The following is a 26,335-nucleotide window of genomic DNA, read 5'->3' as shown; positions in this document are numbered from 1 at the left end:
CAACTCCGGATCCGTCAAAGGCTCAGAGAGAAGCGCCGACCGGTTTGGAAGATGCCGTCTTGGTATGCATCCACCCGCCTTCAAATCCCGCACGTTCCAGACCGGCCCGCAGATAGGGATTTTTCTTCATGGTGTTCCAGACCAGCCCGCTACGCCAGTTCTCCAGCATCAGCAGAATCGGCCCCTGATCAATCCCGAGCTGCTGCCCATCCACCCAGTAGGATTTCTGATCGGCAAAGGACGGGTTGAAGGCGTCAAGGAAGCCATATTTATTGTAGATCCGGTCCCCGTAGCGGGAACGCATTTCCTTGAGCGCCGGCAGAGCGATTTCAGGCGCAAAGGCAATGGAGCCGCCCACGGCCGTGGGCGCGATCGTGCCATCATCCAAGATGTAATCCCGCCCCGCGCCCCGCGCGCTGTAGGCCAGATAATGGCGCTTCTTGCCGTCATAGATCTGCTGCGCATCCCCCGGACCGTCACAGGCCGTCAGGCCCCAGATATTGGGGCCATAATCTTTCCAGTCGCCCGGATTGGCCTGCGCATAGGCGCGCTGGGCATAGGCCGCTTCACGGCCGTTCTGGAAATAATCGACGTTATGCGCGCGGTCCCAGGCATCCTGAACGCCCCGGAAGTCGATCCAGGATTCACTGTACTGATGGCCGAACATCGGCGCGAAATTCAGCATCTTGTGACCCTGAAAATCGCCCCACTGCCCTTCATAGGTCGCAGTCCAGGCCTTCCAGGTCTCGGCCGGAAGCGGATGCGTGGGCGAACCCAGCGCCTGAAGATAAATGATGAGGCCTTCGTTATAGCCTTTCCAGTCGCTGGGCAGGAATGTGCGCGGCGGCATCCAGCCCATGCTGAGCCAGGGGCCATGCGCCTTCATCCACGTCCAGTCGATCCGGCGATACAGATGATCCGCAATGTCGCGGATTTCCTTCTCCTGCGGCGTGTCGCGATCGAAATAGGACTGCGAGAACAGCACGCCCCCCATCAGCAGCGCGGTGTCGATACTGGAGAGTTCGGACCACTCCGCAACCCGCAGGCCGGTATTGGGGTCAAGGAAATGATAGAAGAAACCCTTGTAACCCGCAGCACCCGCCACATGATCGTTCTGCGGCAGGCTGGCCAGAAAGCGAAGCGTCGTCAGTGTCCGGTCCACGGCCTGCTGACGCGTGATGTAGTTACGCTCCACGCCAATGCCGTAAGCCGTCAGCCCGAAGCCGACGCTGGCAATGCTGGCAGCCCCATTGGGCAGCGGTGCACGGTCCGGCACCAGGCCATTCTTCGGATTGGCGGTTTCCCAGAACCAGTTGAACGTGCGCTTTTCCAGATCGTCCACAAAAGCGGCATCTGCAGCCGGAAGGTTTGCCGGCTGAAGCGCTGGTGAAAGCGCCGTACTGGCCGTCGGGGCCGCCTGAGCGGTCTGAAGCGTCAGGCTCAGTGCACCCAGTGCAAATCCTGCCTGACAGAAACGGGAAATCCGGGATTTCCACCTCTGCCCTGTCGGGGCGGCTGGAGAGAAAAACGGGACTTCGGAAGTCCGCTGCGTCCGGTTCTGCATGCTCATGCGGGGAGGATAAGCAGAAGGACCGCCCGCGACGCACCCACCGTTACATCAACTTTTAGTGATATCTGAAAAGTGAGGAAACTCCGCCCTTGTTCCGTAAAGCCTCACGACAGGATCGCGGGAGATGTAACATTATTGGTATCTGAAATGACACTCTCCGAAACCTGAGGCGAATCTGCCCCGCACAGCATACGGGCAGCGACTTCAGCCGTCACGAATGTAGCGATCACCTCCGGGCGCTTGTCCCGCACCCCGAAATCCCCGATCGGACAGACCAGACGGTCGATCTGCTCCTGCGGAATGTCGATCTGGCGGAACGCACTCTCGAACCGTTTGCGCTTGGTGCGCGACCCGATCATCCCGACATAGCGCAGGTCGCCCCGCTCCAGCGCCGCCCCCGTGATGAGCGCATCCAGCGTGTGGCTCTGGGTCAGAACCAGAACCCCCGACCCGGCAGGTGCTGCTTGCAGCAGCCCTTCCCAGCGGTCCGTGACATGCACCTCCACCCCGGATGGCACGATGCCGAACTCTTCTTCGCGCGCATCCACCCAAACCAGCCGCAGCGGCAGAAGCGCCAGCGCGCGCGCCAACGCCCGTCCGACATGGCCCGCACCAAACAGCAGCAGTTGCGGCAGTTTCTCCCGCTCCGCGCAGATTTCCGCCTCAAGAGCCTCGGCATCCTCCACGCGCGCGATGCGGATCGTCACAGCGCCGCCGCAGCACTGGTTGATGGCCGGACCCAGCGGAATATGGCGCTCGACCGGTGCCCCGCCCGAAGCGAGAAGCGCACGCCCCTCCGCCATGCAATCCCATTCCAGACGCCCGCCGCCGATCGTGCCGGTCTGTTCGCTCCGGGTCAGGAGCATGAACGCGCCTTCCTCTCTGGGCGTCGAGCCCCGGGCGCGGATGACGGTCAAACGCACCATCTCCTGCCCGTCCCGCCGCCAGCGCAGAACATCCGCCAGCATGTCAGCCAGCCTGTTCCCGCAGCGCCATGAGGGTTTTCAGAACCCGCTCAGGCGTGGCCGGTGCATCAAGCTTCGGACAGATCCGGTAGTCGTCCAGACTGGCGATCGCATCTGAAATAGCCTGCAAAACCGCAACCCCATGCACAAAGGGCGGCTCTCCAACGGCCTTGGAACGGAAAATAGTCTCCTCCCGGTTGGGCGCGTTCTCCAGCAGTTCCACATTGAAAATCCGCGGCCGGTCGGAACAGGCCGGGATCTTGTAGGTACTGGGCGCATGGGTCCGCAAACGCCCGCCTCCGTCCCAGACCAGTTCCTCCGTCGTGAGCCAGCCAGCCCCCTGCACGAACCCGCCCTCGATCTGCCCGATATCGATGTCCGGATTCAGGGACTGCCCGGCATCATGCAGGATATCCACGCGGTCGATGCTGTGTTCGCCCGTCAGCAGATCGACCGACACTTCCGCACAGGCCGCGCCATAAGCGAAGTAAAAGAACGGCCGCCCGCGCCCGGTCTCAGGATTCCAGGAAATCTTCGGCGTCTTGTAAAACCCGTTCGAAGACAGCGACACCCGCGCGAAATAGGCCTGCCAGGCAAGCTGCTGAAAGGTCATGACCTCCGCGCCGACATGCACGCCATCGGGCCCGAAATGGATGTCTTCGGCCGCCACGTCCCACTTCTCAGCGGCAAAGACGATCATCCTATTCTTGATCTTGCGCACCGCATCCAGCACCGCCATGCCGTTCAAATCCGCCCCCGAAGACGCCGCCGTGGCGGACGTGTTCGGCACCTTCCCGGTCGTCGTCGCCGTGATGCGGACGCGATCCGCCGTCAGACCGAATTCACGCAGGACGATCTGCACCATCTTGGTGTGCAGCCCCTGCCCCATTTCTGTCCCGCCGTGGTTCACCTGAACCGAGCCGTCCGTATAGACATGCACCAGAGCGCCGGCCTGATTGTAATGGGTAGCCGTAAAGGAAATCCCGAACTTCACCGGCGTCAGCGCAATGCCGCGCCGGATGATGCGGCTGGTGCGGTTGAACGCCCGGATTTCGGCCTTGCGCGCCTGATAATCACAGCGCGCGACCAGCTTTGTCAGGATCTCGGCCGTAATCGAGTCCTCGACTGTCATATGATACGGCGTAAGATTACGCGTCCCGGTTCCATAAACATTCCGCAGCCGGACCGCCACGGGATCAAGTCCGGTCGCAAACGCGACTTCCTCGATCACCCGTTCCGCCGCGACAATGCCCTGCGGCCCGCCAAACCCGCGATAGGCGGTGTTGGACTGGGTGTTGGTCCGCAAAGGCTCGGATTTCAGACTCACATCGGGATAGAAATAGGCATTGTCGGCATGGAACAGAGCTCGGTCCGTGACCGGCCCAGACAGATCCGCCGCCCAGCCGCACCGCGCCGCCAGAACCATGTCCACGGCCAGAATATCGCCCTCATCGGTGAAGCCGACGTCATAGTCGATCAGGAAGTCATGCCGCTTCCCGGTCGCCATCATGTCATCATCACGGTCCAGACGCGCCTTGACCGCCTGCCCGGTCCGGTCCGCGGCAATAGCGGCCAGACAGGCCCAGGCATTGGCCTGCGTCTCCTTGCCACCAAACGCGCCACCCATCCGCCGCACTTCCGTCGTGACCAGATGATGCGGACGCCCCAACACGGCCGCGACCAGATGCTGCGTCTCGGACGGATGCTGCGTGGACGACCAGACGCGCATCTCCCCGGCCTCTCCCGGTTGGGCGAGCGCGGCCTGCCCTTCCAGATAGAAATGCTCCTGCCCGCCAATCTCGATCTGCCCCGACAGACGGCGCGGCGCGGCTTTCAGACCACGCTCCACATCCCCCCGCTGCATAGTCAGGGAGCGCCAGACCATCGGGCTGCCATTTTCCCGCGCTTGCGCAATGTTCAGGATCGCAGGCTTTTCCTCATACTCGATCTTCGCCAACCCGACGGCCTGACGCGCCGCCTGACGCGACGTCGCCACCACGGCGAACATCGTCTGCCCCCAGAAATGGACATGATCCGTCGCCAGAAGCGGTTCGTCTTCCCGATGAACCGGGCTGATCTGGTTCTCGCCCGGCACATCATCCGCCGTCAGCACACACACGACACCCGGCGCGGCGCGAACTGCATCCAGATCCATCGACACGATCCGCGCATGAGCCTTCGTGCTCAGCCCCGGCACGAGATGCAGCGTCCCGCGTGGTTCAGGCAGGTCATCAATATACGCCGCCTGCCCCGTCACATGCAGCAGCGCGCTTTCATGCTTCATGCTGGTCGAAGCGGCCCCCGGAACGAGATCAGACATGCGCCAGCCCTCCCGTCCGGGCGAGACGCGCCTGACCGCAGCCCGTCGTTTCTTCAAAAAACCGCGTCAGCAGGTTGGCGGCCACGGTCTGCCGATACCAGGCACTCGCCCGCATATCGGTCAGCGGGGCGAAATCTTCCAGAATCGCCGATCGTGCCTCCTCCAGCGCGTCCTGATCCCAGACCCGCCCAATCAGTGCAGCTTCCGCACCCGATGCCCGCTTCGGGGTCGCGGCCATGCCGCCATAGGCCAGCCTGACCACAGTGATCCGGCCCTGATCATCCGTCTCGATCATGAAAGCGCCCAGAACGGCGGAAATGTCCTGATCGAAGCGCTTGGAAATCTTGTAGGCGCGAAACTGTGCACCCGGCGCGGGCTCAGGAATGGTCAGGGCCTCCACGAACTCGCCGGACTGCCGATCCTGCTTTCCGTAAGCGATGAAATAATCTTCCAGCGCGATGGACCGACGCTCCGTCCCGCGCCGCAGATGCAGCGTCGCATTGGCCGCAATGAACATCGGCGGCCCGTCCCCGATCGGCGAACCGTTGGCGATATTCCCGCAAACCGTCGCGCTGTTGCGCACCTGCGTGGAGCCGAGGCGACGGACCATTTCCCCCGCATCCGGCAGCAGTTGCGCAATGGCCGGGCGCGCGTCCTGATACGTCACCGCAGCGCCAATCCGCAGCCCCTCGGGCGTTCTGGTCAGACCGCGCAGTTCCGGAACCCGCCCGATCGGCACGACATGCTTCAGGCGACGCATCCCCTTCGTCACCCACAGCCCCACATCCGTGGCCCCTGCAACAATCGTCGCCTCCGGATCGGCCATCAGGATCTCCGCCAGATCATCCGCAGACGCCGGAATGCTAAGCGTACCCTCCGGCCCTTCAAGCCGCACGCTCTCTCCGTCCTGCAAGACCATCAGACGGTCGGAAATCGCCTCTACCTGCGCATCAAAACGGTCCGGCCCCGCCGCCAGCGCCTGTTTCATGGCACGCACGATCGGAGCGTATCCGGTGCAGCGGCACAGATTGCCGGCCAGTGCGTCATCAATGGCCTGATCGTCCGCCTTGGCCCCTTCAGTCTTTCGATAGGCCGCCATCGACATGACAAAACCCGGCGTGCAGAACCCGCACTGCGAGCCATGCTGCTCGACCATGGCCGTCTGCACGGGATGCGGCGCATCGGCCGTTCCCAAGTCTTCGATCGTAAAGACCTGTGCACCGTCCAGCATGCTGACGAACTGAATGCAGGCATTGACCGCCCGCCAGTTCAACCGCCCGTCTTCAAGCCGGACGACCAGCACCGTACACGCCCCACAGTCGCCTTCATTGCAGCCTTCCTTCGTGCCGGTCCGGCCACGGTCGCGCAGCCAGTCCAGCAGGGTCAGCGTCGGGGACAGATCCCTGAGCGTGCAGAGGTCTTCCCCCAGATAAAAAAGGACAGTCTGGCGCATCGGGCGGTATCTCGAGCAAAAAACAAGAGGGGGCGTGCAGACTTCTGTGCCCCACGGCAGGCGTTGCCGTCTATATCCAAGATCGGAACGAAGCGTTGCTTTTTCTAGAGCAGTGAATAATGACAGGCGACCGTCCGGCCTTCCGCGATCCTGTGGAGTTCCGGGCGCTCCTGCGCGCATCGCGGCTGGGCCAGCGGACAGCGCGTATGAAACGCACAGCCCTGCGGCGGATGGATCGGGCTCGGTACGTCGCCTTTAAGCGGCGGCGGCAACGGTCGGTCCGGGCGCGGCACCGCGTTCAGCAACGCCCGCGTGTAAGGGTGGGCCGGGGCTTCCAGAACAGCCAGCACATCCCCTTCCTCCACAATCCGCCCCAGATACATGACGGCAATCCGGTCCGCCATCTGCCGCACGACCGCCAGATCGTGGGAGATGAACACACACGCCACACCCAGAGAATTGCGCAATTCCCGCAGCAGATTCACAATCTGCGCCTGCACCGACACGTCGAGCGCAGAGGTCGGCTCATCCGCGACCAGAAGATCCGGCCCCAGCATCAAGGCGCGGGCAATGTTCAGACGCTGCCGCTGCCCACCCGAAAACTCATGCGGATACCGGGACAGAACGGACGACGACAGGCCAACCTGCTCCAGCAGCACCCCGATCCGCTCCGCAATGCCGGCCCGTCCATGAATCCGCATGGGCTCCGCCAGCGTGTCGCCAATGGTCCGGCGTGGATTGAACGTCGAGGACGAGTCCTGAAACACCATCTGCATCCGGGGTCGCCAGCGGCGCAACGATCGGTCCGACAGGCCGGAAATCCGCTCGCCTTCGAAGAACACCTCTCCCGAACTCGGCGCCCCCAGCCCGATCAGCGTCCGCCCCAACGTGGACTTGCCACAACCGGACTCCCCGACCAACGCCAGAGCCTCCCCGCGATGCACGGCCAGCGACACATCGCTCACGGCCCGCAGGGTCTCCCCGTGTGACAGACGGTAGTGTTTGCTGAGGTTTTTCGCTTCAAGCAGGATGGTCATGCGTCGTACAGCACGCAGGCCACGCGCCGCCCTTCTTCCGGTTCCCGCAACGCAGGACGGACGGCACAGTCCGGCCGCACAAACCGGCAGCGCGGGGCGAAAACACAGCCTTCAGGCCGCGCATCCGGGGCTGGCGGCTGCCCCGGAATGGTCGGCAGCGCATCCGGCCTCGGACCATCCAGCGGCGGGATCGCCTCCAGCAACGCTTGCGTATAGGGATGCAGCGGCTGCGCCATGACCGCCGCAACAGGCCCCTGCTCCACCACAAGCCCGGAATAGACGACCGCCACATGCGTGCAGGTCTGCGCCACCACGCCCATGTCGTGCGTAATCAGCATCACCCCCGCCCCGCTGTCGCGGATTTCACACAGCAATGTCAGGATCTGTGCCTGCACCGTCACATCGAGCGCCGTGGTCGGCTCATCCGCGATCAGAAGTGCGGGGCCACAGGACAGCGCCATCGCGATCATGGCGCGTTGGCGCAGACCGCCGGAAAGCTGGTGCGGATAACGCTTCGCCGCGGCTTCCGGATCGGGCACCCCCATCCGCCCCAGCAGAGCCACGGTCCGCGCCCGCGCCTCGCGACGACTGACGCGCTCATGCAGCCGGATCTGTTCATCAATCTGCGCACCAATGGAGCGAACGGGCAGGAACGCCGTCATCGGGTCCTGAAAGATCATGGCCATGCCCGCACCACGCAGACGCCGCCACTCCCGATCCTTCATCCCCAGAAGTTCGCGGCCCTCGAAACGGATGGCCCCCGAAGCTTTCAGACCCGGCAGCAGCCCCATGACACTCATGGCCGTCAGGCTCTTCCCCGACCCGGACTCCCCCACCACGCCCAGCGCATCCCCGCGCCGCACGCTTAGAGACACGTCTTCCAGCAGCGCTGTTCCGTTCGGCAGTTCCAGATGCAGGTGATGCAGCTTCAGAAGCACTTCAGCGTCCATGCCGTCCCTCCCTGATCCGCGGGTCCAGCAGGGCATAAAGCCCGTCCACCAATGCATTGGCGATGACGACGAAAACAGCGGCATACATGACCGTCGCCATGATAAGCGGCAGATCGAGCGTCGCCAGAGCCTGATAGGTCAGCCGCCCCACGCCCGGCATGGCGAACACGACTTCCGTCAGAAGCGCGCCGCCCCCCAGAAGCTGCGCGAAATCCAGCCCGAACAGCGACACATAACTCAGCCAGGACAACCGCAGGCCATGCCACAGCCACACCCGAACCGGCCCCGCCCCCTTGGCGCGCGCTGTACGGATGGAATCCTCGCCCATCGCCGTTAGCAGTTCGGAGCGCAGGACCCGCGCATACAGACCGATAAAACATACGGCCAGCGTCAAAGAGGGCAGGAACAGCGCCTTCGCCCAGCCCCAGGGGCTCTGCGAAAACGGCACATATCCGAGCGGCGGCACCCAGCGGAACAGAAACGTGTCATGCCAGCGGCTCTGAGTGACGAGATTGACGACCTCGCCCAGCCAGAACACTGGCATGGACAGGCCAATCAGCCCCAGAACCATCAGGAGCCGGTCCACCCAGCTGTCGCGCAACACAGCCGCAGCAATCCCGAACACCAGTGACCCGCTAACCCAGAAAAACGCGGCCCACAGCACGAGCGAAAGCGTCACCGGGGCCGCCTGCAACACTTCAGGCACAACGCGCTGACCGTGATTGACGAAAGACGTCAGATCCCGACTGACGAACAGTTTCTGCATCATCGTCACATACTGCGCCGGCAGCGGGCGGTCGAAACCATACTCCGCCCGGATGCGCGCTACGACCTGCGGACTGGCCCCGCGGCCGGCAATCCGCGCCGTCGGATCCGCGCCCGGCGTGGCAAAGAAAATCGCGAACACCAGAACGGAAATCCCGAAAATGACCAGCAGCATCTGCCCGGTCCGGGACGCAAAACTCCGGATCATCAGACACCGCCTTTCGGATCAATCTGGTCCCGCAGTGCATTGCCCAGAACATTCAGCGCCAGAACGGTCAACACGATCGCAACGCCCGGAGCAATCGCCACTACAGGCCGCGTATAGAGCAGCCCTTCGCCATCCTGAATGATCGTCCCCCATGACGCCGCCGGCGCCTGCACACCCAGCGACAGAAACGACAGCGCGGATTCCGCGAGCATGCACAACGCCATCACCAGAGGCGCGAGTACGGCCACGGTCGGCATCAGCCCCGGCAGAATTTCCCGCCATAGAATACGGAAATCCGACGCGCCCATCCCGCGCGCCGCCATTACAAACCCCGCCTGAGACAGACTCAGCGCCCGCGCCCGAAAAGGCCGGGCGGCATAGGGCACATAAACCAGTGCAATAATCCCGATCGGAATCAGCAGATTATCCGCGCCGATGGTGATGAAACCAAGCCGGATGCCATGTCCGACCGTGACAACGGACAGTGAAATTGCAAACAGATAGACCGGAATCGCCCAGAGCATGTCCAGAATGCGCGACAGGATCAGGTCGATCCAACCACCGAAATACCCGGCACAGATCCCGAGACACGCCGCCAGACACAGACAGAACAGGGCGGACGATGACGCAATCAGGAGCGAATTGCGCCCGCCATAAAGCACACGCGCCGCCACATCCCGCCCCTGCGAATCCGCGCCCAACACATAAGGCCCCGGCCGCCAGCCCGGCCCGATCGGACTAAGACCCAGATGCAGCGGATTGTCGTTCGGCTGCATGAGATCGACGCGCTGCCCGTTACGGGTCGTGGTGCCAGCAATATCGGATGAGAAAGGATCAACGCCGTTCAGCGTGGCGTAAAGCGGGGCTGACAGGCACGCGACAATGATGAAAGCCAGAAGCAGGGCCGCAAAAGCACCGTCACGACGCGTCAGAACAGCGCGGACAACCCGCCGGTAACTTCCTTCCACGCCTGCTCCCATTCGTTCCGGTTTGCGTTGTTTCCTGTTCTACAGCACGAAACCACCCGGACAGAAGAGGCTCTTCGCAATCAGGCGAGATCGAGGGCCGGTTTGCGCACATGCAGACGGATACGCTGCTGGAGCGTCCCCAGATCGGGAAGGAGTTCATTATGGAGCGCGCGCACGCTGTCATGCGCGGCATAAAAGCGCCGTTTCCCGCTGCTGCTGACCAGAATGGCCGCGCCGAGAAAGACTCCGTTGATTTCGATGATGGTTGAACCAAGCATGATGCCGGACCCTGAAGAAAGAGCCCGACAATTCAGTGTCGGGCGTTATGACATGCCGGAGACAAATGCCTCCGGACCTGAAACGAAGCAGCGCGATTGCTGCGAGCTACACATTCGACACATCATCGACCGACCGGCCCTGTTGCTGTGGACGTCACTTCAGAATGTCGGATACGACACCCGGACAGCTACCGTCAACATATAACGTATGAACATGATGTGATATCAATAAATACGTTCTAATTAAGTTATTTATATGTTGTCACAGGGCCCGTCATTTACCGTCTGCCCTTCCCCCCGTTTTCCATGTTAAGTGGGAACCATGAGCAAGAAGGTTCCGTTGTCCCCCGCCCCGTTCGAGGGCTATGCAGCCCCCCGGGGACGCGTTTTCAATTCTTTCCTGGAAACGGTGGGAGGCACCCCGCTGGTGGCGTTGCCTCACCTGACCCAGCGTGAGCATCTCAACGGGCGCCTGCTCCTCAAGCTGGAATTCTTCAACCCGCTCGGTTCCGTCAAGGACCGCATCGGTGTGGCCATGCTGCGGGACGCCGAAGCGCGCGGCCTGATCACGCCGGGCCGCACGGTTCTGATCGAGCCGACATCGGGAAATACCGGTATTTCGCTGGCTTTTGCCGCCGTGGCGCTTGGCTACAGGCTGATCGTGACCATGCCGGAAAATGCGTCGACCGAACGTCGCAAGATGCTGCGCCTGATGGGTGCGGAAACCGAACTGACCGCCGCCGCCCGCGGTATGGCCGGTGCGATCGAACGCGCCGAGCAGCTCAACCGCACCCTCCCCGACGCCTGGATGCCGAGCCAGTTCGAAAACGACGCCAATCCCGCCGTACATGAAGAAACGACGGCTCAGGAAATCTGGGAAGATACGGCAGGCAAGGTCGATATGGTCGTCGCCGGTCTGGGAACGGGCGGCACGGCCTCCGGCATTGCTCACGGCCTGAAGAAACATCGAAAATCCATCAAGATCTACGGCGTGGAACCTCGCGAAAGCGCGATCCTGCACGGAGACGAACCCGGCCCGCATGGTATTCAGGGCATTGGGCCGGGATTTGAACCCGATACTCTGGACCTCAAGGCGCTGGATGGCGTTTTCGAAGTCTCCGAACAGGAAGCCGTTGCCACGGCGCGCCTCTGTGCGGCGGTTGAAGGCATCCCCATCGGCATATCCTCGGGCGCTGCCCTGTTTGCCGGAATGGAACTGGCCCGCAAGCCGTCCAGCCGCGGCAAGACGATCGTGGCGATCGTGCCGTCCTTCGCGGAACGTTATCTCTCCACGCAGCTTTTCGACGGCCTGTCCTGAGGGTTATAAAATAACTTTTTTATAAAGTTATTTTATTTAATATCCATATATGTTCGTTATTAAACTCGAATCCTGTTCCGGTCTCTTGAAGAAGAGTCGGGAGGGCTGAGAGGAGATAACGTCATGAACCTGTTTTCCGGCCGTCCCACATCTTTCGATCCCGCCTGGGCCACGCATGGCCTGCCCGGCACGGCGCAGCCCCATATCGCCAGAGCATTCCACTCCCTCGGACAGCAGGTCGATCTGCTTCTGGTGCCGGGCCTGTTCGGATCGGGCCCGGATCACTGGCAGTCACACTGGGAGCAGGCTTACGGCCTGCGCCGCCTGCACCAGAAGGACTGGGAAACGCCAGATCCCGCAGACTGGGAAGCCGCCCTGACGGAGGCTGTCGAAACCTCAACACGCCCGGCTTTCCTGATCGCACACAGTCTCGGCGCCGTGCTGACCGCAAAATGGCTGACACGTCATGGCGGGCGGCGCGTTGCCGGAGCCTTTCTGGTGGCCCCGGCCGATATCGACCAGACGACACATCCGGATGTCGCGCTCATCCGTGCGTTCGGCCCCCTGCCTGCAACGCCTCTGCCCGCCGCTTCGGCCGTTATGGCCAGCAGCAACGATCCCTGGCTATCCCTGCCCCGCGCGCGCGAACTGGCCGGACACTGGCAGTCGGATTTTCTGGAAGCCGGCGCTGCGGGCCATATCGGCAGCAGCGAACCGCTGGGCCTGTGGGAGCATGGCGCAACAGCCATGCTCGATTTCGCCAGAAGGCGGCTGCCGCTCCGGGTGCAGTAACCCGGAGCAGACGCCCTCAGGCCTGACGGCCGGAAGGTTTCCAGCGGTTGAGCAACAGGGAATTGCTCACCACAGAGACGGAACTCATGGCCATGGCCGCCCCCGCCACGATCGGATTCAACATGCCGAATGCCGCCAGCGGCAGACCCAGAATGTTGTAAATAAAGGCGAAGAACAGGTTCTGCCGGATCTTGGACAGGGTAGCGCTGGACAGGGAAATTGCGTCCAGCACCCCGGTCATTTCGCTTTTCATCAACACGACATCCGCCGTATCGAGCGCCACGGCAGACCCGGCACCGATGGCAAATCCGACATCTGCCGCTGCCAAAGCAGGCGCATCGTTGATGCCATCGCCCACCATGCCCACCAGATCGCCCTGAGCACGGTATTTCGCCACGCCTTCGGCCTTGTGCTCTGGCAGAACGCCTGCCAGATACTCATCCACACCGACCTGTCGCGCCACGACCGAAGCCGCGCGTTCGTTATCGCCCGTCAGCATCACAACACGAATGCCGCGCGCTTTCAGAGCCTGCACGGTCGTCACGGCATCGGTCCGCAGCTCATCCGCCAGCGCGATGATGCCCAGAACCTCTCCGGCCCGCGCTACGGCAATGACGGTATTGCCTTCGCTTTCCAGCGCGGCGACCGGCAGGGACGACAGGTCCAGCCCGCTGTCCTGCATGAAAGCAGGAGACCCCAGCCGTGCTTCCTGCCCGTCGATCCGGGCAATAACGCCCTTGCCGGGAACAGCTTCAAAACCCTCTGCTGCTACAGACGCGCTGACACCATTGCTCTGCGTATAGTCCACGATCGCCCGGGCCAGCGGGTGCTCCGAGTTGTGCTCAAGGGCGTAAGCAACGCCCAGAAGCGTATCCACGGGAATACCCGCTGCCGGATGAACCGCCGCAACAGTCGGGCGCCCCAGGGTCAGGGTACCGGTCTTGTCGACAATAATGGTCTTCAGCTTTTCGGCCCGCTCCAGCGCATCGGCATTGCGAAACAGAATACCGGATTGTGCGCCACGCCCCGTCCCCACCATGATGGCCGTCGGCGTGGCCAGACCCAGCGAACACGGGCAGGCAATGACCAGAACCGACACAGCCGAAACGAGGCTCCAGACCGCAGACCCGGTCACGGCCCAACCGATCAGGAACGTCAGCACCGCAATCCCGATGACGGCCGGGACGAAAATACCCGAAACCCGATCGGCCAGACGCTGCACATTCGCCTTGGAGCCCTGCGCCTGCTCGACCATTTTCACGATCCGCGCCAGTGCGGTATCCGCGCCAACGCCCGTCGCCCGGACGCGCAGCGCCCCATTGGCGTTCATCGTCCCGCCAAACACGTCCTGCCCGGCTTCCTTGAGAACCGGCACGCTCTCACCCGTCAGCATGGACTCGTTGACTTCGGACGCCCCTTCAAGGACCTCTCCGTCCACCGGCACACTTTCACCAGGACGCACGACGAAAATATCGCCGACATGCATGTCCGCCACGGCCCGGTCCACGATCACGCCGTCACGCTCGACATGCGCAATCTGCGGCTGAAGCTGAAGCAGGCTTTCGATCCCGGCGCTGGTGCGGTTCTTGGCCCGCGTTTCCATGAGCTTGCCGAGCGAAATCAGCGTGATGATGGACGCGCTGGCTTCGAAATAGACATGCTGATGCAGCCCGAACACCACAACAACCGCACTGAACAGCCAGGCGATGGACGTCCCCAGCACGACCAGTACATCCATATTGGCCGAACCGCCGCGTACCGCGTTCCAGGCCCTGCGATACAGATGCGCGCCGCAGACGAACTGTACGATCGTGGCGAACAGGAACTGCACCGGAACCGGTACGATCATGCGCCCGAAGAACATGCCGATCATCTCGGCAAAGAGCGGCAGGGAGAGGACGAGCGTCAGGATGAACCGGTTGCGCTCCCGCCTCCAGATGGCCTCGCGCTTGGCTTTCGGGTCTTCGCGCGTTCCCTCGTCCAGTCTTGTTGCGCCAAAACCGGCCTTCTCGATCTTCCCGATCAGAAACGCCGGCTCAACCACGCCCGGAATATAATTGATATGTGCCCGCTCAGCCGCGAAATTGACGCTGGCCTGCACGGAAGGCTGACGGTTCAGGATCTTTTCGATCCGCGCCGCACAGGCCGCACAGGTCATGCCCGACAGCGACAGGTCAAGGCTCTGCTCGTCCACGGAAAAGCCCGCGCGGCGCACGGCGGCCACAACAGTCTCGATGGAGGAGGAGGCATTTTCAAAAGCGACCTGCGCACGTTCGGAGGCGAAATTAACGGTCGCACTGACGCCCTCCTGACGGTTGAGGACTTTTTCGATCCGCGCGGCACAGGCGGCGCAGGTCATGCCGCCGACGGGGAAACTGATCGTTTCTGACATCTGGAAAGGGTCCTGTCGGCTAGGGAGACGGGAGGAAAGCTCCACAAGAAATATACCCCATACCCCTATTTTTCAAGTGCAGAAAAAGCAGCTTTTCCACTCCCGAGAACAATCTCGCGATCATGAAAAACACGCAGCGCATCATGATGCGCCACACTGACGCATGTGGTGTGGGGCAAAAAGAAAAGAAGGGCCTCGTAAAGACGACGTTCATTGACGTCGTCCAGAGCAGACGTCGCCTCGTCCAGAAACAGGATTGCAGGCCGGAACAGCAACGCCCGCGCCACCGCCAGACGCTGCTGCTCGCCCGGAGACAGCACAGCCCCCCAGTCCGCAGCTTCGTCCAGCCGATGGCCGTATCCCGCCAGATTGACGGCTTCCAGAGCCTGCTGACAGAACGCTGTGTCGTAATGGTCTGGCGTCGCGGGATAGCTCAGCGCCTGACGCAGGGTCCCGGACGGAACATAACTGCGCTGGGGCAGAAACATGGCCTGTCTCATATTGAAAGAGACCTCTCCTCGCCCGTGACGCCACAGCCCGGCCAGCGCACGCAAAAAGGTGCTTTTTCCGGAACCGGACGGCCCACGCACCAGCCAGCGTTCGCCAGCCTGTATTGTCAGATCGCCAATCCGCGCAATCGGCGCCCCATCCGGCCGGTCCAGCGTCAGGTCGCGAATCTGCACGACAGGTGTTTCGGAAGCGAAACGTACAATCCCGCTCCGGGACGACTGACTGACAACCCGCTCGAACTCGCCCAGACGCTGAAGCACCGAACGCAGGGTCGCCAGATCGGCATAATTGAAAATGAACCATTCCAGACTGATCCGGACCTGCGTATAGGCCGAATTGATCTGCGAATAGAGCCCGAAACTCAGGGCATGAGCCATCGCTTTGGGGGCCAGCATCAGCCAGAGCGGTATCGTTGCGACTCCGGTATAGAACTCGCTGATGAAATTGACCCGCCACGTATACCGCACAACGGTGCGCCAGTTGGTGGCGATATGGGTCAGATAGCCGGACAACCGCAACTGCTCGGCGTTTTCGCCCCCATAAAAGGCGATCTGCTCCGAATTACGCCGGACATCCATCAGCCCGGCACGCAGATCCGCATCGAAATGCTGCTGTCGGTAGTTCGCACCGATCAGCGGCGCGCCGAACCGCTCCAGTATCCCGGAAGCCACCAGCGACGTGAGGACCGCTCCCAGAAAAAGATAGCCGGGAATGTGGAAATGATGAGCATGCCAGTCGAAGGACAATACCCCCCCGATGTTCCAAAGAACGACCGCGAAAGACAGCAGCGTGGTCACCGCATCAATGGCGTCCAGCCCCAGTTTGAGCGTCTGGACCGTCATCTGGGACAGATCGTCCGCAATACGCTGGTCGGGGTTGTCGGCCCGGTTCGGGCCATGTTCAAGCCGGTAATACGCCTCTTCCGACAGATACTGCCGCAGATAGACTTTCGTGTTCCACAGACGCCACCGCATCGAGAGAACCTGCGTCAGATAGGTCTGTGTCGCATGAACCCCCACGGAGCCGAGCGTCACCAGAAGGTAAAACGGCAACATCCCCAGACAGCGCCCGACCTCTCCTGCAAAGAACGCATCGAAAAACCGGTGATACCAGGCCCCGAACCAGACTGCGGACTGAACGTAGAGCACGGACAGCCCGATGGTCCCGCCCAGAAGGGACCAGGCCCACCACTTCTCTTCGGACTTCCAGTAAGGAAAAAGAACCTTCCAGTCCGCAAGGGAATGTGGCGGGGTTGCGTCGTCAGTAGTTTGCACGAAGCGTCGCCATGAAGCTGCGCGGGGCAGCCGGGAAGTTGAACTGCCACTGACCGCTGGCACGCTCGTAATAATACCGGTTGGTCAGGTTTGTTGCGTTAAGCTGAAGCCGCAGGTGGCGGTTGAACCGATACCCCGCCATGGCATCCAGAGTCATGTAACCGCCCTGGATGGTCGTGGCGTAACTGCCGCGCAGATTGCTGTTCGCATTAATTCCCGCCCCCACGTTCAGGCCTTTGAGAAAACCATCCTGGACATTGTAATGTACCCAGGACTTGAACATGTGGTGCGGTGAGAAAACACCCCCGAAGTCGCTGACCTTCGAGTTCGAAACCTTCGTATCCAGATAGGTATACCCAATGGATACGTCGAGCCCCGGCAGGATCTGGCCATCAACCTGCGCTTCCCAGCCCTGACGGCGGATCGGACCGGTCGTGACGTAGAACTGCGAGTGATATGGATCCTGCACCGGCTGGTTGATGCTTTCCATCCGAAACAGCGCGGACGAGATGTTCAGGCGTCCGCGGAAATATTCCGCCTTGAACCCGGTCTCGACCTGATTGCCTTCCTGTGGCGCAAGACCGCCCCCACCATAGGTCTGCCTGCCCACGGCCGGCGTGAAAATGCTGGCATAGCTGGCATACCATGAGATGTTCGGCGTGATCTGGTAAACCGTTCCCAGATAGGGGGTGAGCTGCCCGCGCAGATCAGCCTGATTGACCCACTCCCCTTTCGGAGCAGGAGAAATCTTCTGAAGCTTCTCATAGTAGCGTGAAACACGCCCACCCAGAATCAGGGACAGGTGCCGGATCACCTCCAGCCGGAGCTGACCATAGAACCCCCACTGGTAGGCATAGTCGTCCGTCCCGTATCCATCGGCATTCTGCTTGTAATCAAAGCAGCTTGCCGGAGGCTGGGGAACAGCATTGGTGTTTTCGAGGCTGATATTGTTGTAGATATTGTTGCAGTTCACGTTCGCATACTGCGTAATCTGCTCATAGGAATTGTAGTTGAACCCGAACAGCGCATGATGCGTCCTGTTGAGCAGCTTGAAACTGCCCTGAGCATACACATCCGCGGAGCGGGACGTGTTGGAGCCTCTGTACTTGGCAATCCCCTGATCCCGGTACTGAAGCTTTCCGGTCGTGGGACTGATCTTGTTCCAGGGCTCGTTGTAGAAAATATTATAGTCCTGGTCATAGAACGTGGCGCGGGCCGTCGCCGTCCAGTCCCCCCAGAGCTTCTGTGTGATGGACGCAATCGTCTGCTGCGTCATGTAGTTCGAATACCCCCAGCTCTGGCTCGGGTTCGCATCCCGGTTGCCGGACCACAGCGTATTGGCCGTGGTCAGCGGCAGACCATAATAAGGTGCCGTAATGTCCTGCTGCTGGGCAGCATGAGAGACCATGAACGTCGTCGTGGGCGTAACATCCCACTCCAGCGCGCCATAGGCCTGCCATTTGCGCGAATGGGAGTATTTGTAGAAAAAATGGTTGTCCTGATACAGGTCGGCCGTCCGGAAACGCACCGTCTTGGAGCGGTTCAGCGGAATGGTGATATCCGTATCCACCCGGTAATTGTCAAAACTGCCCACGCTGGCCGACCCGCCCGCAGCGAAGTCCATACCAGGCTTTTTCGTCACCTGGTTGACCACGCCACCCGCGCCGCCTCCGCCCTGCAACAGACCGGAGGAGCCACGAAGCACCTCGATCCTGTCATACATTGACAGATCAAAGGCCGCGTTGTTCAGCGTTCCGGCAGCGTTGGGCGTCCCATCAATCGACGTCGTGAGCTGATATCCGCGTGAATAATAATTGGAATTGGCCGTAGAGCCGGGAAAGACGCGGATCCCGTTGATCTGCCGCATCGCATCCGCCATCGTCAGCATGTTGGAATCTTCCATACGCTGCTGGGTGATGACCGAAATGGACTGCGGCACGTCCTTGAGCGCCACGGGGCTTTTCCCCCAGACCTCAACGGCAGGCGCCGTATAGGTGTGGTTGGTCCCCAGAACCTGAATATTTTCCTCTGCCGCTGCGTCCAGATCCTCTGAAGAGCGCGATACGACTGCGGCAGGGGCTCCGGCGGAGACCGCAACAGGGGCTTTCGCAGACTTCGCGGCAGGAGTTTCGGCGCGCCGGGAGACGCCGCAATGCACAGGACGAGGCGCCCTGTGTGTGGCATGGCAGACAGACGGGTGGTTTCTGGCGCGCTCTGCAACCGTATCAGCCAGGGCCGCAGGGCATGCGCCCGCCATCAGGCTGCCCCAGATCAGGGCATGGTGGGAAATGGCGGAAAAGCCGAGCCGACGGCGAACTGAAATGCCATGCTGTGTCATAATGTCTGTCCTAAAGAGACATGCCAGCCCCATGCAACAACCCGTTCCACGAAAAGCGCCGTGTTGCGGCCTGAGACTGGCAATGAAACGCTCCTGTTCAGGAGGAGGCGTGCTCCTGCTTCAGGAAACGACGTCAAATCCCGTGTCTTCGACGACGCCCCTGAACGCTGCGGGCGAAACATGGGCGGGGTCGTAAGAGACCGTCACCTTGCCGCCATCCAGCACGATATCGACGCCCGTTACGCCGTTTACGGCTTCAAGTGCGCGCTGGAGCTTGCCCGAACACCCGTTGCAGGACATGCCCTCGACCGTCATGTGCGCTGTTTCTGTCATGTCACGAAATCCTTGAAAGAGAGAGAAACTCCCCCCGGTGACGGGCATATCCACATACGATGCGGGGGTAGGGTTTATATAACTATTCACCATAAAACGATTCTGGCAATAGTCCCTATTCCACGATCACAATATGATATATATACCGCACCGGGGTATGCAATTTTCATATTGCCTCCGAAACAGATTCGACAAGACAATTTTTTCAGACACGGAAAAATAATCTTTTCCGATCCCCCGGCAGGGTATAGGGTCAGATCAGATTCGAACGATGAATCGCTCCGTTTCTCCCCCTTCTGTGGTGATTTCTGATGGTCAGGACACATGCCCGGATCTGGATCGGCCTGCTGGCCTGCCTGCTCATGCAGGTCGGGCTGCTGCTCGGCACATCCACCGCGCAGGCCAGATCTGAGGCCCCCCACATGGCCATGGCAATGCACCACATGGCCCATCACCAGAAGCCGGTCGCCACGGACTGCTGCAAAACCTCAGCGTTCCATGCCATCCCCCATCCGCAACAGTCTTCCGAAGGCTGCTGCCACACCCATGTGGTCTCAACCGACCCCATGCTGACAACGGCGTCCATCCACCCGTCCGGGCCGGTCCGTGCGACCTCCCAGGCCTTTGCGTCCGGCCTGCAGGGCCGTTTCAGCGGCACGGACTGGATCCCCGCCTCTCCGCCTCCCAAACCCCGCGCGATCTGACACACGCCTGACCGGCGTGGACCCGTCCTGCTGTCTGCAATGGGCATTCAGGACCTGACCTTCTGTCATTTTCGCGGATTTATCCTCATGACCTTTCCGTCCCGCTTCCGGGACGGCCTGACACGACGGCGTTTCGTGACGGGGATCGGCGCAGGCGGCCTTCTGGCGGCCCTGCCCCGCACCTCACAGGCGCTCTCGTCCACGGCCGCTCCCTCTGGAGGTTCTCCTCTCAGGGCCTCTTCCGGCATTATACCCCCCCACCCCTCTGAGCGGTGGGATCTGAAGGTCGGCCACACGCGCATTTCGCTTGATGGCAAGACCATGCACGCCCCGACCGTCGGCGGCACGGTGCCCGGTCCGATCCTGCGCTTCAAACAGGGCGATACCGTCAGCATTAACGTGACCAACACGCTGGATGAACCGACCTCGATCCACTGGCACGGCATCCGCACGCCCGCGAACATGGACGGCGTGCCGGGGCTGAGCTTCGGCGGCATCGCACCCGGCGAGACCTTCACCTACCGCTTCAAACTCCATCAGAGTGGCACCTACTGGTATCACAGCCATTCCGGCATGCAGGAAGCGATGGGCCTGTATGGTGCGATGGTGATCGACCCGCGCCGACCGGACCCGAACGCCTGCGACCGCGATTACGTCATTTTTTTGGGCGAATGGACGGATGTCATGCCCCATGACATCGTCAGCAACCTCAAGATGCAGGACGACTATTACGTCTTCCGCCAGCGCACAGCCGCGTCCTTCCCGAAGGAAGCGCGCGAGGCGGGAAGCGCCGGGGCTGCCCTCGCGGACCGTCTGGCCTGGTCAAAAATGCGCATGGCCGCGACCGACATCGCGGACGTCTCAGGCGCGATCTACACCTACACGCTGAACGGGCACGCCCCGGACATGAACTGGAGCGGCCTGTTCAAACCCGGCGAAAAAGTGCGTCTGCGCTTCATCAACGGCTCGACCATGACGTTTTTCGACATCCGGATTCCCGGGCTCGAAATGCTGGTCGTGCAGGCGGACGGTAACGATATCGAACCCGTCCCCGTGGACGAGTTCCGCATCGGCGTGGCGGAAACCTATGACGTGATCGTCCAGCCCAAGGACGAGCGCGCCTATGCCATTTTCGCCCAGAGCGAAGACCGCACCGGCTACGCCCGCGGCACCCTTGCCCCGCGCGAAGACATGATCGCCCCCCTGCCCCCCATGGACCCGCGCCCGGTCCGCACCATGGTCGATATGGGCATGGGGAACATGAAGCCCGGCGAAAGCATGAAGGACATGGACATGTCGGGCGATATGTCCGGCATGAAAATGGATGGCGACATGGCCGGAATGGACATGCACGGCATGGACATGAAAGGCATGGATATGAGCCACATGGCCATGCCGAAGATGGAAGTGGACGATCCCGGCCCGCCACCCATCAATGTCGAAAACCAGATGCGCGCCATGATGCCGATCGACCGCACCGGCAGCCCCGGCGACGGGCTGGAACACAACGGCCGCCGCGTCCTGAACTATAAGCAGCTCCGCGCCACGCGCCCCGGAGCGGATCTGCGACCGCCGACGCGGGAAATCATCCTGCACCTGACCGGCAACATGGACCGCTACATCTGGGGCTTCAACGGCCGGAAATTCTCGGAATCCGGCCCGATCCGCCTCAAACTCGGCGAACGGGTGCGTTTCACGCTCATCAACGACACCATGATGGAACATCCGATCCATCTGCACGGTCTGTGGAGCGAGCTGGAAAACGGTCAGGGCGATTACCGCCCCTACAAGCACACCATCATTTCCCAGCCGGGCTCGAAGCTGAGCTATCTCGTGACGGCCGATACCCCCGGCATGTGGGCGTATCACTGCCACCTGATGTATCACATGGATCTGGGCATGTTCCGCACGGTGATCGTGGCATGAAACACGCCCTCTCCCTCGCAGTCCTGTCCGCTCTCGCTGTTTCGGCCGGCACAGCCCGTGCCGCTCAGACGGTCTATCACGCCGCCGATGAGCCGGAGGCGACCCCGGTCGTCTATATCGGCAACATCAAACCCGCCATGGATCAGGGCACCTGGCTGCACGGCATCTTCAACCAGCTTGAAGGCCGCTATGCGCCCGGCGGCACCGATTTCCGCTGGGATGGCGAAGCCTGGTTCGGCGGCGATTACAACAAGATCTGGCTCAAATCCGAAGGCACGCTGGAGAAAGGCCGCCTGAGCGATGGCGACCACGAACTCCTCTATACGCGCTCCATTTCGTCCTACTGGAACCTTCAGGGCGGCGTGCGGATGGATCTCGATGACGGCCCGACCCGTACCTGGGGCGCGTTCGGCATCGAAGGTCTGGCGCTGTACGAGTTCGAGTTCGAGGCCACGGCCTATGTCAGCGACCGCGGACGTTTCGCCGCCCGCGTGGAAGGCTCTTACGATTTCCTGCTGACCAACCGCCTGATCCTTCAGCCGCAGGCTGAATTCAATTTCTACACGAAGTCCGACACGGGACGGCAGGCTGGCGCCGGTCTGTCGGACGTCGATGCCGGTCTGCGCCTGCGATACGAACTCTGGCGGAAATTCGCGCCCTACGTGGCCGTGACCTACTCCGGATATCTCACCCAGGCCCGCCGGATCGCCCGTGACCAGCACGACGACACCGGCTCCGTCCGCTTCAGCCTCGGCGTCCGAAGCTGGTTCTGATTCCAACATCCCATAAAAGAAAGTCACACATCATGCGCAAAACCCTCCTCGCACTGGGCATCCTTTTCACAACCGTCGCAGCCTACGCCGATCCGTCCATGCCCGGCATGGACATGAGCCATATGGATATGGGCGGCAAAAGCACCATGACCATGTCGTCCCCCAAAACACAGGACCCGATGGCCGGACTGAACATGGATCAGCAGATGGCCCTGTGCGCGCGTCTGGAGACGCTCAGCAAACAGAACAGTCCGCTGACGCCGAAAATGAAGCAGCAGCGCGCCGCCTGTCAGAAAATGGACATGGGCATGACGAGCCAGTCCGCACCGGGCGAAACGCTGGACCGCTGAAGGCGCGGATTTTTCAGCGCATCATCCGGCGGACGACCTGGAGAAGCTCGTCAATCGCGTCTTCTCCACCGTCTTCCTGCACCGCCCGGCGCACGCAGCCATTGGCGTGGGAGGACAGGATCTGGATGGACACACCATCCAGAGCCGACTTGATGGCGGAAATCTGGGTCAGGATATCCACGCAGTAGCGGTCGTTCTCGATCATGTTGAGAACACCGCCGACCTGCCCCTCAATCCGGCGAACGCGGTTCGTCAGGGCCTTCTTGCGGGGCTGCTCGACACGGCGGCCGTCATCGTCCAGCGGCGCACAGTTCTCGCAGACATCCACTGCATGTTCTTTCTGGGATAGTGCCATTCCTGGATCCGCCCTTTAGTCAGACATCCGAACATCACCCTGCGGGTCCATGTCCGCCCATCCGGGCCCGCCTCCTGAGCGCACCCATAGGGCGTGTGTATGCCCCGCTGCGCCGGGAATTGCCAGTCCGCAGACGCCCATCCGCCTTTTCCCGATCGAAAAAACCGAGTCTCCCGCAGGGAAACGGACGTTCTGTTCTGCCGGAAGAGGCGAATATTCCCTTTTTGTTTGGGATGTTGGTCCGCAACAGCCCCCATCAGCGCGGATTTTCGTAAAATTTATTATAAAATCCGGCAATTTTCTCCAGTCCCGCATAGGACCCCGGACAACGCTTGATGCAAATCATTCTCACTCCCCTTCCCGGACGGGCCGGATGCGCCTATCTAGGACAGAGGCCGGAGCCCGTGAGCTTCCGCCACACCACCGGGGTACGGAACTGATGTTGTATCTGGATACACTGCCCAAGGGCGGACATGCCGTGATCGAAAAGGTCGAACAGCGTGCGCCCCTGGACCCGATCGCCACACGCCTCGGCGAGCTGGGTTTCGTCCCCGGCGAGGCCGTACAGGTTGTCGCGACCGGTCCGATGGGCAGAGATCCGATTGCCGTGCGTCTGGGCTCGTCACGCTTTGCCCTGCGCCGCGGTGAAGCGGCCCGCGTTGGCCTGCGGACCGTTTCCTGACACCCCATGAGTGTAACCGCCTCTCCGCAGACACCCGCCTCCCCTCTGCATATCGCCCTCGTCGGAAATCCGAACTGCGGCAAAACGTCCCTGTTCAACCAGCTGACGGGCAGCCGCCAGAAGGTCGCCAACTATGCGGGCGTCACGGTCGAGCGCAAGGAAGGGTTCTTCACAACACCCCATGGCCGCGCCATCCGCGTGCTCGACCTGCCGGGCGCCTACAGCCTTGATTCAACCAGCCCGGACGAAGATGTCACACGCGATGTCTGTCTCGGACGCCATCGGACCGAACCCCGCCCCGAAATGCTGGTGGCCGTCATCTCGGCGACCAATCTGCGTCTGCACCTGCGTTTTCTGCTGGAACTGAAGCAGCTCGGCCTTCCCGTCATTGTCGCACTGAACATGATGGACGAAGCCCGCCGTCACGGACTTCAGATCGACGCAGCCGGATTGCAGGCCGATCTGGACATGCCCATCGTCCCGGTCGTCAGCCTCAATCGTGCGGGCGTGATGCCGCTGCTTCAGGCGCTGGATCTCCCCCTCCCGCCCGCGCCCGTACCCCTTCCGGCGGGGCTCGACCCGCATATGGAAGTCCGGCGCCTGCTCGCAACCCATGTCGTCGATCCCGCCGCTGGAACGGACCGCCTGACAGATCGGCTGGACCGCGTATTCCTGCATCCCGTCTGGGGGCCGGTCATCCTTCTTGCCGTCCTGTTCGTCATGTTCCAGACCGTCTTCGCCTGGGCGCAGCCGCTCATGGACGGGCTGGACAGCGGAATCTCCACTTTCGGGCAGATCGTCCTCAAGCCCATGCCGGATGGTATCCTGCACAGCCTTCTGGCCGATGGCGTGATCGCGGGGGCGGGCATGGTCATCGTGTTCCTGCCGCAGATCCTCATCCTGTTCCTGTGGATCCTCGCCCTTGAGGAGTCCGGCTATCTGCCCCGCGCCGCCTTCCTGCTGGACCGGCTGATGGCGCTGGCCGGGCTGAGCGGTCGCTCCTTCATTCCTCTGCTGTCGAGCTTCGCCTGCGCCATTCCCGGCATCATGGCAGCCCGCACGATCCAGAACCCGCGCGACCGTCTGGTCACGATCCTGATCGCACCGCTCATGACGTGCTCGGCGCGTCTGCCGGTCTATACGCTGCTGATCGGCGCGTTCGTGCCGCATCATACGGTGTTCGGAATTTTCGGGCTTCAGGGGCTGGTGCTGTTCGGGCTTTATGCAGTCGCCATCGTCAGCGGCGTGATCGCCGCACGGGTCATGACGCGGGGCGTGAAGTCCGCAGAACATCCGCTGCTGCTCGAGCTGCCATCCTATCGCCGCCCGAACCTCAGGAGCCTCGCGCTCGGACTGTGGCAGCGCGCGGTAATGTTCCTCTCCCGCGTCGGCACGATTATCGTCTCGCTGAATGTGCTGCTCTGGGCGCTGTCGAGCTTCCCGCTCCCGCCCGCGGGCGCTCCGGGTGCCGCTATTGATTACAGTCTGGCGGGCCGGATCGGCCATCTGATGCAATGGGTGTTCGCGCCCATCGGCTTCAACTGGCAGATCTGCGTCTCGCTGATCCCCGGCCTTGTGGCGCGTGAAGTAGCCGTCGGTGCACTGGCCACCGTCTATGCCATCGGGGCCACGGATGACGGCGCGGCCGACAAACTCCTGCCCCTGCTCTCGACGCAATGGAGCATGGCCACTGCGTTTTCACTGCTGGCGTGGTATGTCTATGCCCCGCAATGCATTTCCACGCTGGCTGTCATGCGTCGGGAAACCGGGTCCATCAAAACCGTTCTGTGGGCTGCGGCGTATCTGTTCGGTCTGGCCTATCTGGCCGCGTTCCTGACCTATCACATCACCCGCGCCATTACGGGAGTTCCCTGATGCTTGAACTTGCTATTGCCGTCCTGATCGTCTGCGCGGCCGCCATTTACTGGTACGCCCGCCTCTTTCCCGCCCGATGGGGCAAAGTGCGGACGGCCGTCGGCCTGTCCGCCCCGCAACCCACAATCGGCAAGGGCTGCGGCGGCTGCTCGGGCTGTGACCGCGCGGGCAAAAGTGGCTGCCACTAAGGCAGCCACCC

General features: G+C 61.8%; 23 protein-coding genes. 9 read left to right on the top strand and 14 right to left on the bottom strand.

Annotated elements, in window-relative coordinates; genetic code table 11:
• Nucleotides 1–22: 22 nt before the first annotated feature.
• From A0U94_RS00965 to A0U94_RS00925, 9 genes are all read right to left on the bottom strand, one after another.
• A complete protein-coding gene (locus A0U94_RS00965; RefSeq protein WP_149026636.1) occupies nt 23–1,570 on the bottom strand; it encodes a glucoamylase family protein in 1,548 nt (515 codons plus the stop codon).
• A gap of 104 nt (nt 1,571–1,674) precedes the next feature.
• Nucleotides 1,675–2,538, bottom strand: coding sequence for a xanthine dehydrogenase accessory protein XdhC (xdhC, locus tag A0U94_RS00960; RefSeq protein WP_077802175.1), 864 nt, complete (start codon nt 2,536–2,538; stop codon nt 1,675–1,677).
• A 1-nt stretch (nt 2,539) separates the two neighbouring features.
• Nucleotides 2,540–4,855, bottom strand: coding sequence for a xanthine dehydrogenase molybdopterin binding subunit (gene xdhB / locus A0U94_RS00955; RefSeq protein ID WP_077802174.1), 2,316 nt, complete (start codon nt 4,853–4,855; stop codon nt 2,540–2,542).
• On the bottom strand, nt 4,848–6,308 hold the full coding sequence (xdhA, locus tag A0U94_RS00950; protein ID WP_077802173.1) for a xanthine dehydrogenase small subunit: 1,461 nt from the start codon (nt 6,306–6,308) through the stop codon (nt 4,848–4,850). The genes xdhB and xdhA overlap by 8 nt, the downstream gene beginning before the upstream one ends.
• Nucleotides 6,309–6,412: 104 nt before the next feature.
• The gene (locus tag A0U94_RS00945) at nt 6,413–7,345 is read right to left on the bottom strand and encodes an ABC transporter ATP-binding protein (RefSeq protein WP_077802172.1); all 933 of its coding nucleotides are present in this window, start codon (nt 7,343–7,345) and stop codon (nt 6,413–6,415) included.
• On the bottom strand, nt 7,342–8,295 hold the full coding sequence (locus tag A0U94_RS00940) for an ABC transporter ATP-binding protein (protein WP_077802171.1): 954 nt from the start codon (nt 8,293–8,295) through the stop codon (nt 7,342–7,344). Before A0U94_RS00940 ends, A0U94_RS00945 begins: the two co-directional genes overlap by 4 nt.
• A complete protein-coding gene (locus A0U94_RS00935) occupies nt 8,285–9,268 on the bottom strand; it encodes an ABC transporter permease (protein WP_077802170.1) in 984 nt (327 codons plus the stop codon). Before A0U94_RS00935 ends, A0U94_RS00940 begins: the two co-directional genes overlap by 11 nt.
• A complete protein-coding gene (locus tag A0U94_RS00930; RefSeq protein WP_077802169.1) occupies nt 9,268–10,248 on the bottom strand; it encodes an ABC transporter permease in 981 nt (326 codons plus the stop codon). Before A0U94_RS00930 ends, A0U94_RS00935 begins: the two co-directional genes overlap by 1 nt.
• Before the next feature lie 68 nt (nt 10,249–10,316).
• A complete protein-coding gene (locus tag A0U94_RS00925) occupies nt 10,317–10,514 on the bottom strand; it encodes a hypothetical protein (RefSeq protein WP_062029912.1) in 198 nt (65 codons plus the stop codon).
• Nucleotides 10,515–10,836: 322 nt separating this feature from the next.
• Between A0U94_RS00925 and cysK the strand changes: the two genes are divergently transcribed.
• Both cysK and A0U94_RS00915 read left to right on the top strand, forming a co-directional pair.
• Nucleotides 10,837–11,832, top strand: a complete 996-nt coding sequence (gene cysK / locus A0U94_RS00920; RefSeq protein WP_062029913.1) for a cysteine synthase A — start codon at nt 10,837–10,839, stop codon at nt 11,830–11,832.
• 123 nt (nt 11,833–11,955) lie between these two features.
• On the top strand, nt 11,956–12,624 hold the full coding sequence (locus tag A0U94_RS00915) for an RBBP9/YdeN family alpha/beta hydrolase (protein WP_077802168.1): 669 nt from the start codon (nt 11,956–11,958) through the stop codon (nt 12,622–12,624).
• A gap of 16 nt (nt 12,625–12,640) precedes the next feature.
• Here the strand turns inward: A0U94_RS00915 and A0U94_RS00910 are convergent, their stop codons facing one another.
• From A0U94_RS00910 to A0U94_RS00895, 4 genes are all read right to left on the bottom strand, one after another.
• Nucleotides 12,641–15,016: a heavy metal translocating P-type ATPase gene (locus A0U94_RS00910; RefSeq protein WP_077802167.1), complete on the bottom strand. Its 2,376-nt coding sequence runs from the start codon at nt 15,014–15,016 to the stop codon at nt 12,641–12,643.
• A 65-nt stretch (nt 15,017–15,081) separates the two neighbouring features.
• Nucleotides 15,082–16,800, bottom strand: a complete 1,719-nt coding sequence (locus A0U94_RS00905; protein ID WP_077802166.1) for an ABC transporter ATP-binding protein/permease — start codon at nt 16,798–16,800, stop codon at nt 15,082–15,084.
• Nucleotides 16,787–19,138 (bottom strand): TonB-dependent siderophore receptor, encoded by a 2,352-nt coding sequence (locus A0U94_RS00900; protein WP_077802165.1) that lies wholly within the window; start codon nt 19,136–19,138, stop codon nt 16,787–16,789. The genes A0U94_RS00905 and A0U94_RS00900 overlap by 14 nt, the downstream gene beginning before the upstream one ends.
• Nucleotides 19,139–19,258: 120 nt before the next feature.
• Complete coding sequence (locus tag A0U94_RS00895) at nt 19,259–19,471, bottom strand: heavy-metal-associated domain-containing protein (protein WP_077802164.1); 213 nt, start codon at nt 19,469–19,471, stop codon at nt 19,259–19,261.
• Between the two features lie 311 nt (nt 19,472–19,782).
• Here A0U94_RS00895 and A0U94_RS00890 point away from each other — a divergent pair, with 311 nt between their 5' ends.
• The 4 genes from A0U94_RS00890 (at nt 19,783) to A0U94_RS00875 (ending at nt 23,224) form a co-directional block, all read left to right on the top strand.
• Complete coding sequence (locus tag A0U94_RS00890; protein ID WP_077802163.1) at nt 19,783–20,175, top strand: hypothetical protein; 393 nt, start codon at nt 19,783–19,785, stop codon at nt 20,173–20,175.
• Nucleotides 20,176–20,262: 87 nt separating this feature from the next.
• Nucleotides 20,263–22,101, top strand: a complete 1,839-nt coding sequence (locus A0U94_RS00885) for a copper resistance system multicopper oxidase (RefSeq protein ID WP_077803762.1) — start codon at nt 20,263–20,265, stop codon at nt 22,099–22,101.
• Entirely contained in the window at nt 22,098–22,874 is a 777-nt protein-coding gene (locus A0U94_RS00880; RefSeq protein ID WP_077802162.1) for a copper resistance protein B, read from the top strand. Before A0U94_RS00885 ends, A0U94_RS00880 begins: the two co-directional genes overlap by 4 nt.
• 32 nt (nt 22,875–22,906) lie before the next feature.
• Nucleotides 22,907–23,224, top strand: coding sequence for a hypothetical protein (locus tag A0U94_RS00875; RefSeq protein WP_062027561.1), 318 nt, complete (start codon nt 22,907–22,909; stop codon nt 23,222–23,224).
• Between the two features lie 13 nt (nt 23,225–23,237).
• Here the strand turns inward: A0U94_RS00875 and A0U94_RS00870 are convergent, their stop codons facing one another.
• Nucleotides 23,238–23,579 (bottom strand): metal-sensitive transcriptional regulator, encoded by a 342-nt coding sequence (locus A0U94_RS00870; protein WP_062027560.1) that lies wholly within the window; start codon nt 23,577–23,579, stop codon nt 23,238–23,240.
• A 439-nt stretch (nt 23,580–24,018) separates the two neighbouring features.
• Here A0U94_RS00870 and A0U94_RS00865 point away from each other — a divergent pair, with 439 nt between their 5' ends.
• The 3 genes from A0U94_RS00865 to A0U94_RS00855 are packed head-to-tail and all read left to right on the top strand — an operon-like array spanning nt 24,019 to nt 26,324.
• Complete coding sequence (locus tag A0U94_RS00865; protein ID WP_077802161.1) at nt 24,019–24,261, top strand: FeoA family protein; 243 nt, start codon at nt 24,019–24,021, stop codon at nt 24,259–24,261.
• Nucleotides 24,262–24,267: 6 nt separating this feature from the next.
• A complete protein-coding gene (feoB, locus tag A0U94_RS00860; RefSeq protein ID WP_077802160.1) occupies nt 24,268–26,136 on the top strand; it encodes a ferrous iron transporter B in 1,869 nt (622 codons plus the stop codon).
• Nucleotides 26,136–26,324: a hypothetical protein gene (locus A0U94_RS00855; RefSeq protein ID WP_077802159.1), complete on the top strand. Its 189-nt coding sequence runs from the start codon at nt 26,136–26,138 to the stop codon at nt 26,322–26,324. The genes feoB and A0U94_RS00855 overlap by 1 nt, the downstream gene beginning before the upstream one ends.
• Nucleotides 26,325–26,335: the final 11 nt, after the last annotated feature.

Origin of the sequence: Gluconobacter albidus (assembly GCF_002005485.1) — a bacterium.
Taxonomy (GTDB): Bacteria; Pseudomonadota; Alphaproteobacteria; order Acetobacterales; family Acetobacteraceae; genus Gluconobacter; species Gluconobacter albidus.
Note: the sequence above shows the minus strand (reverse complement) of the source record. Positions and strands in the feature narration are given on the sequence as shown.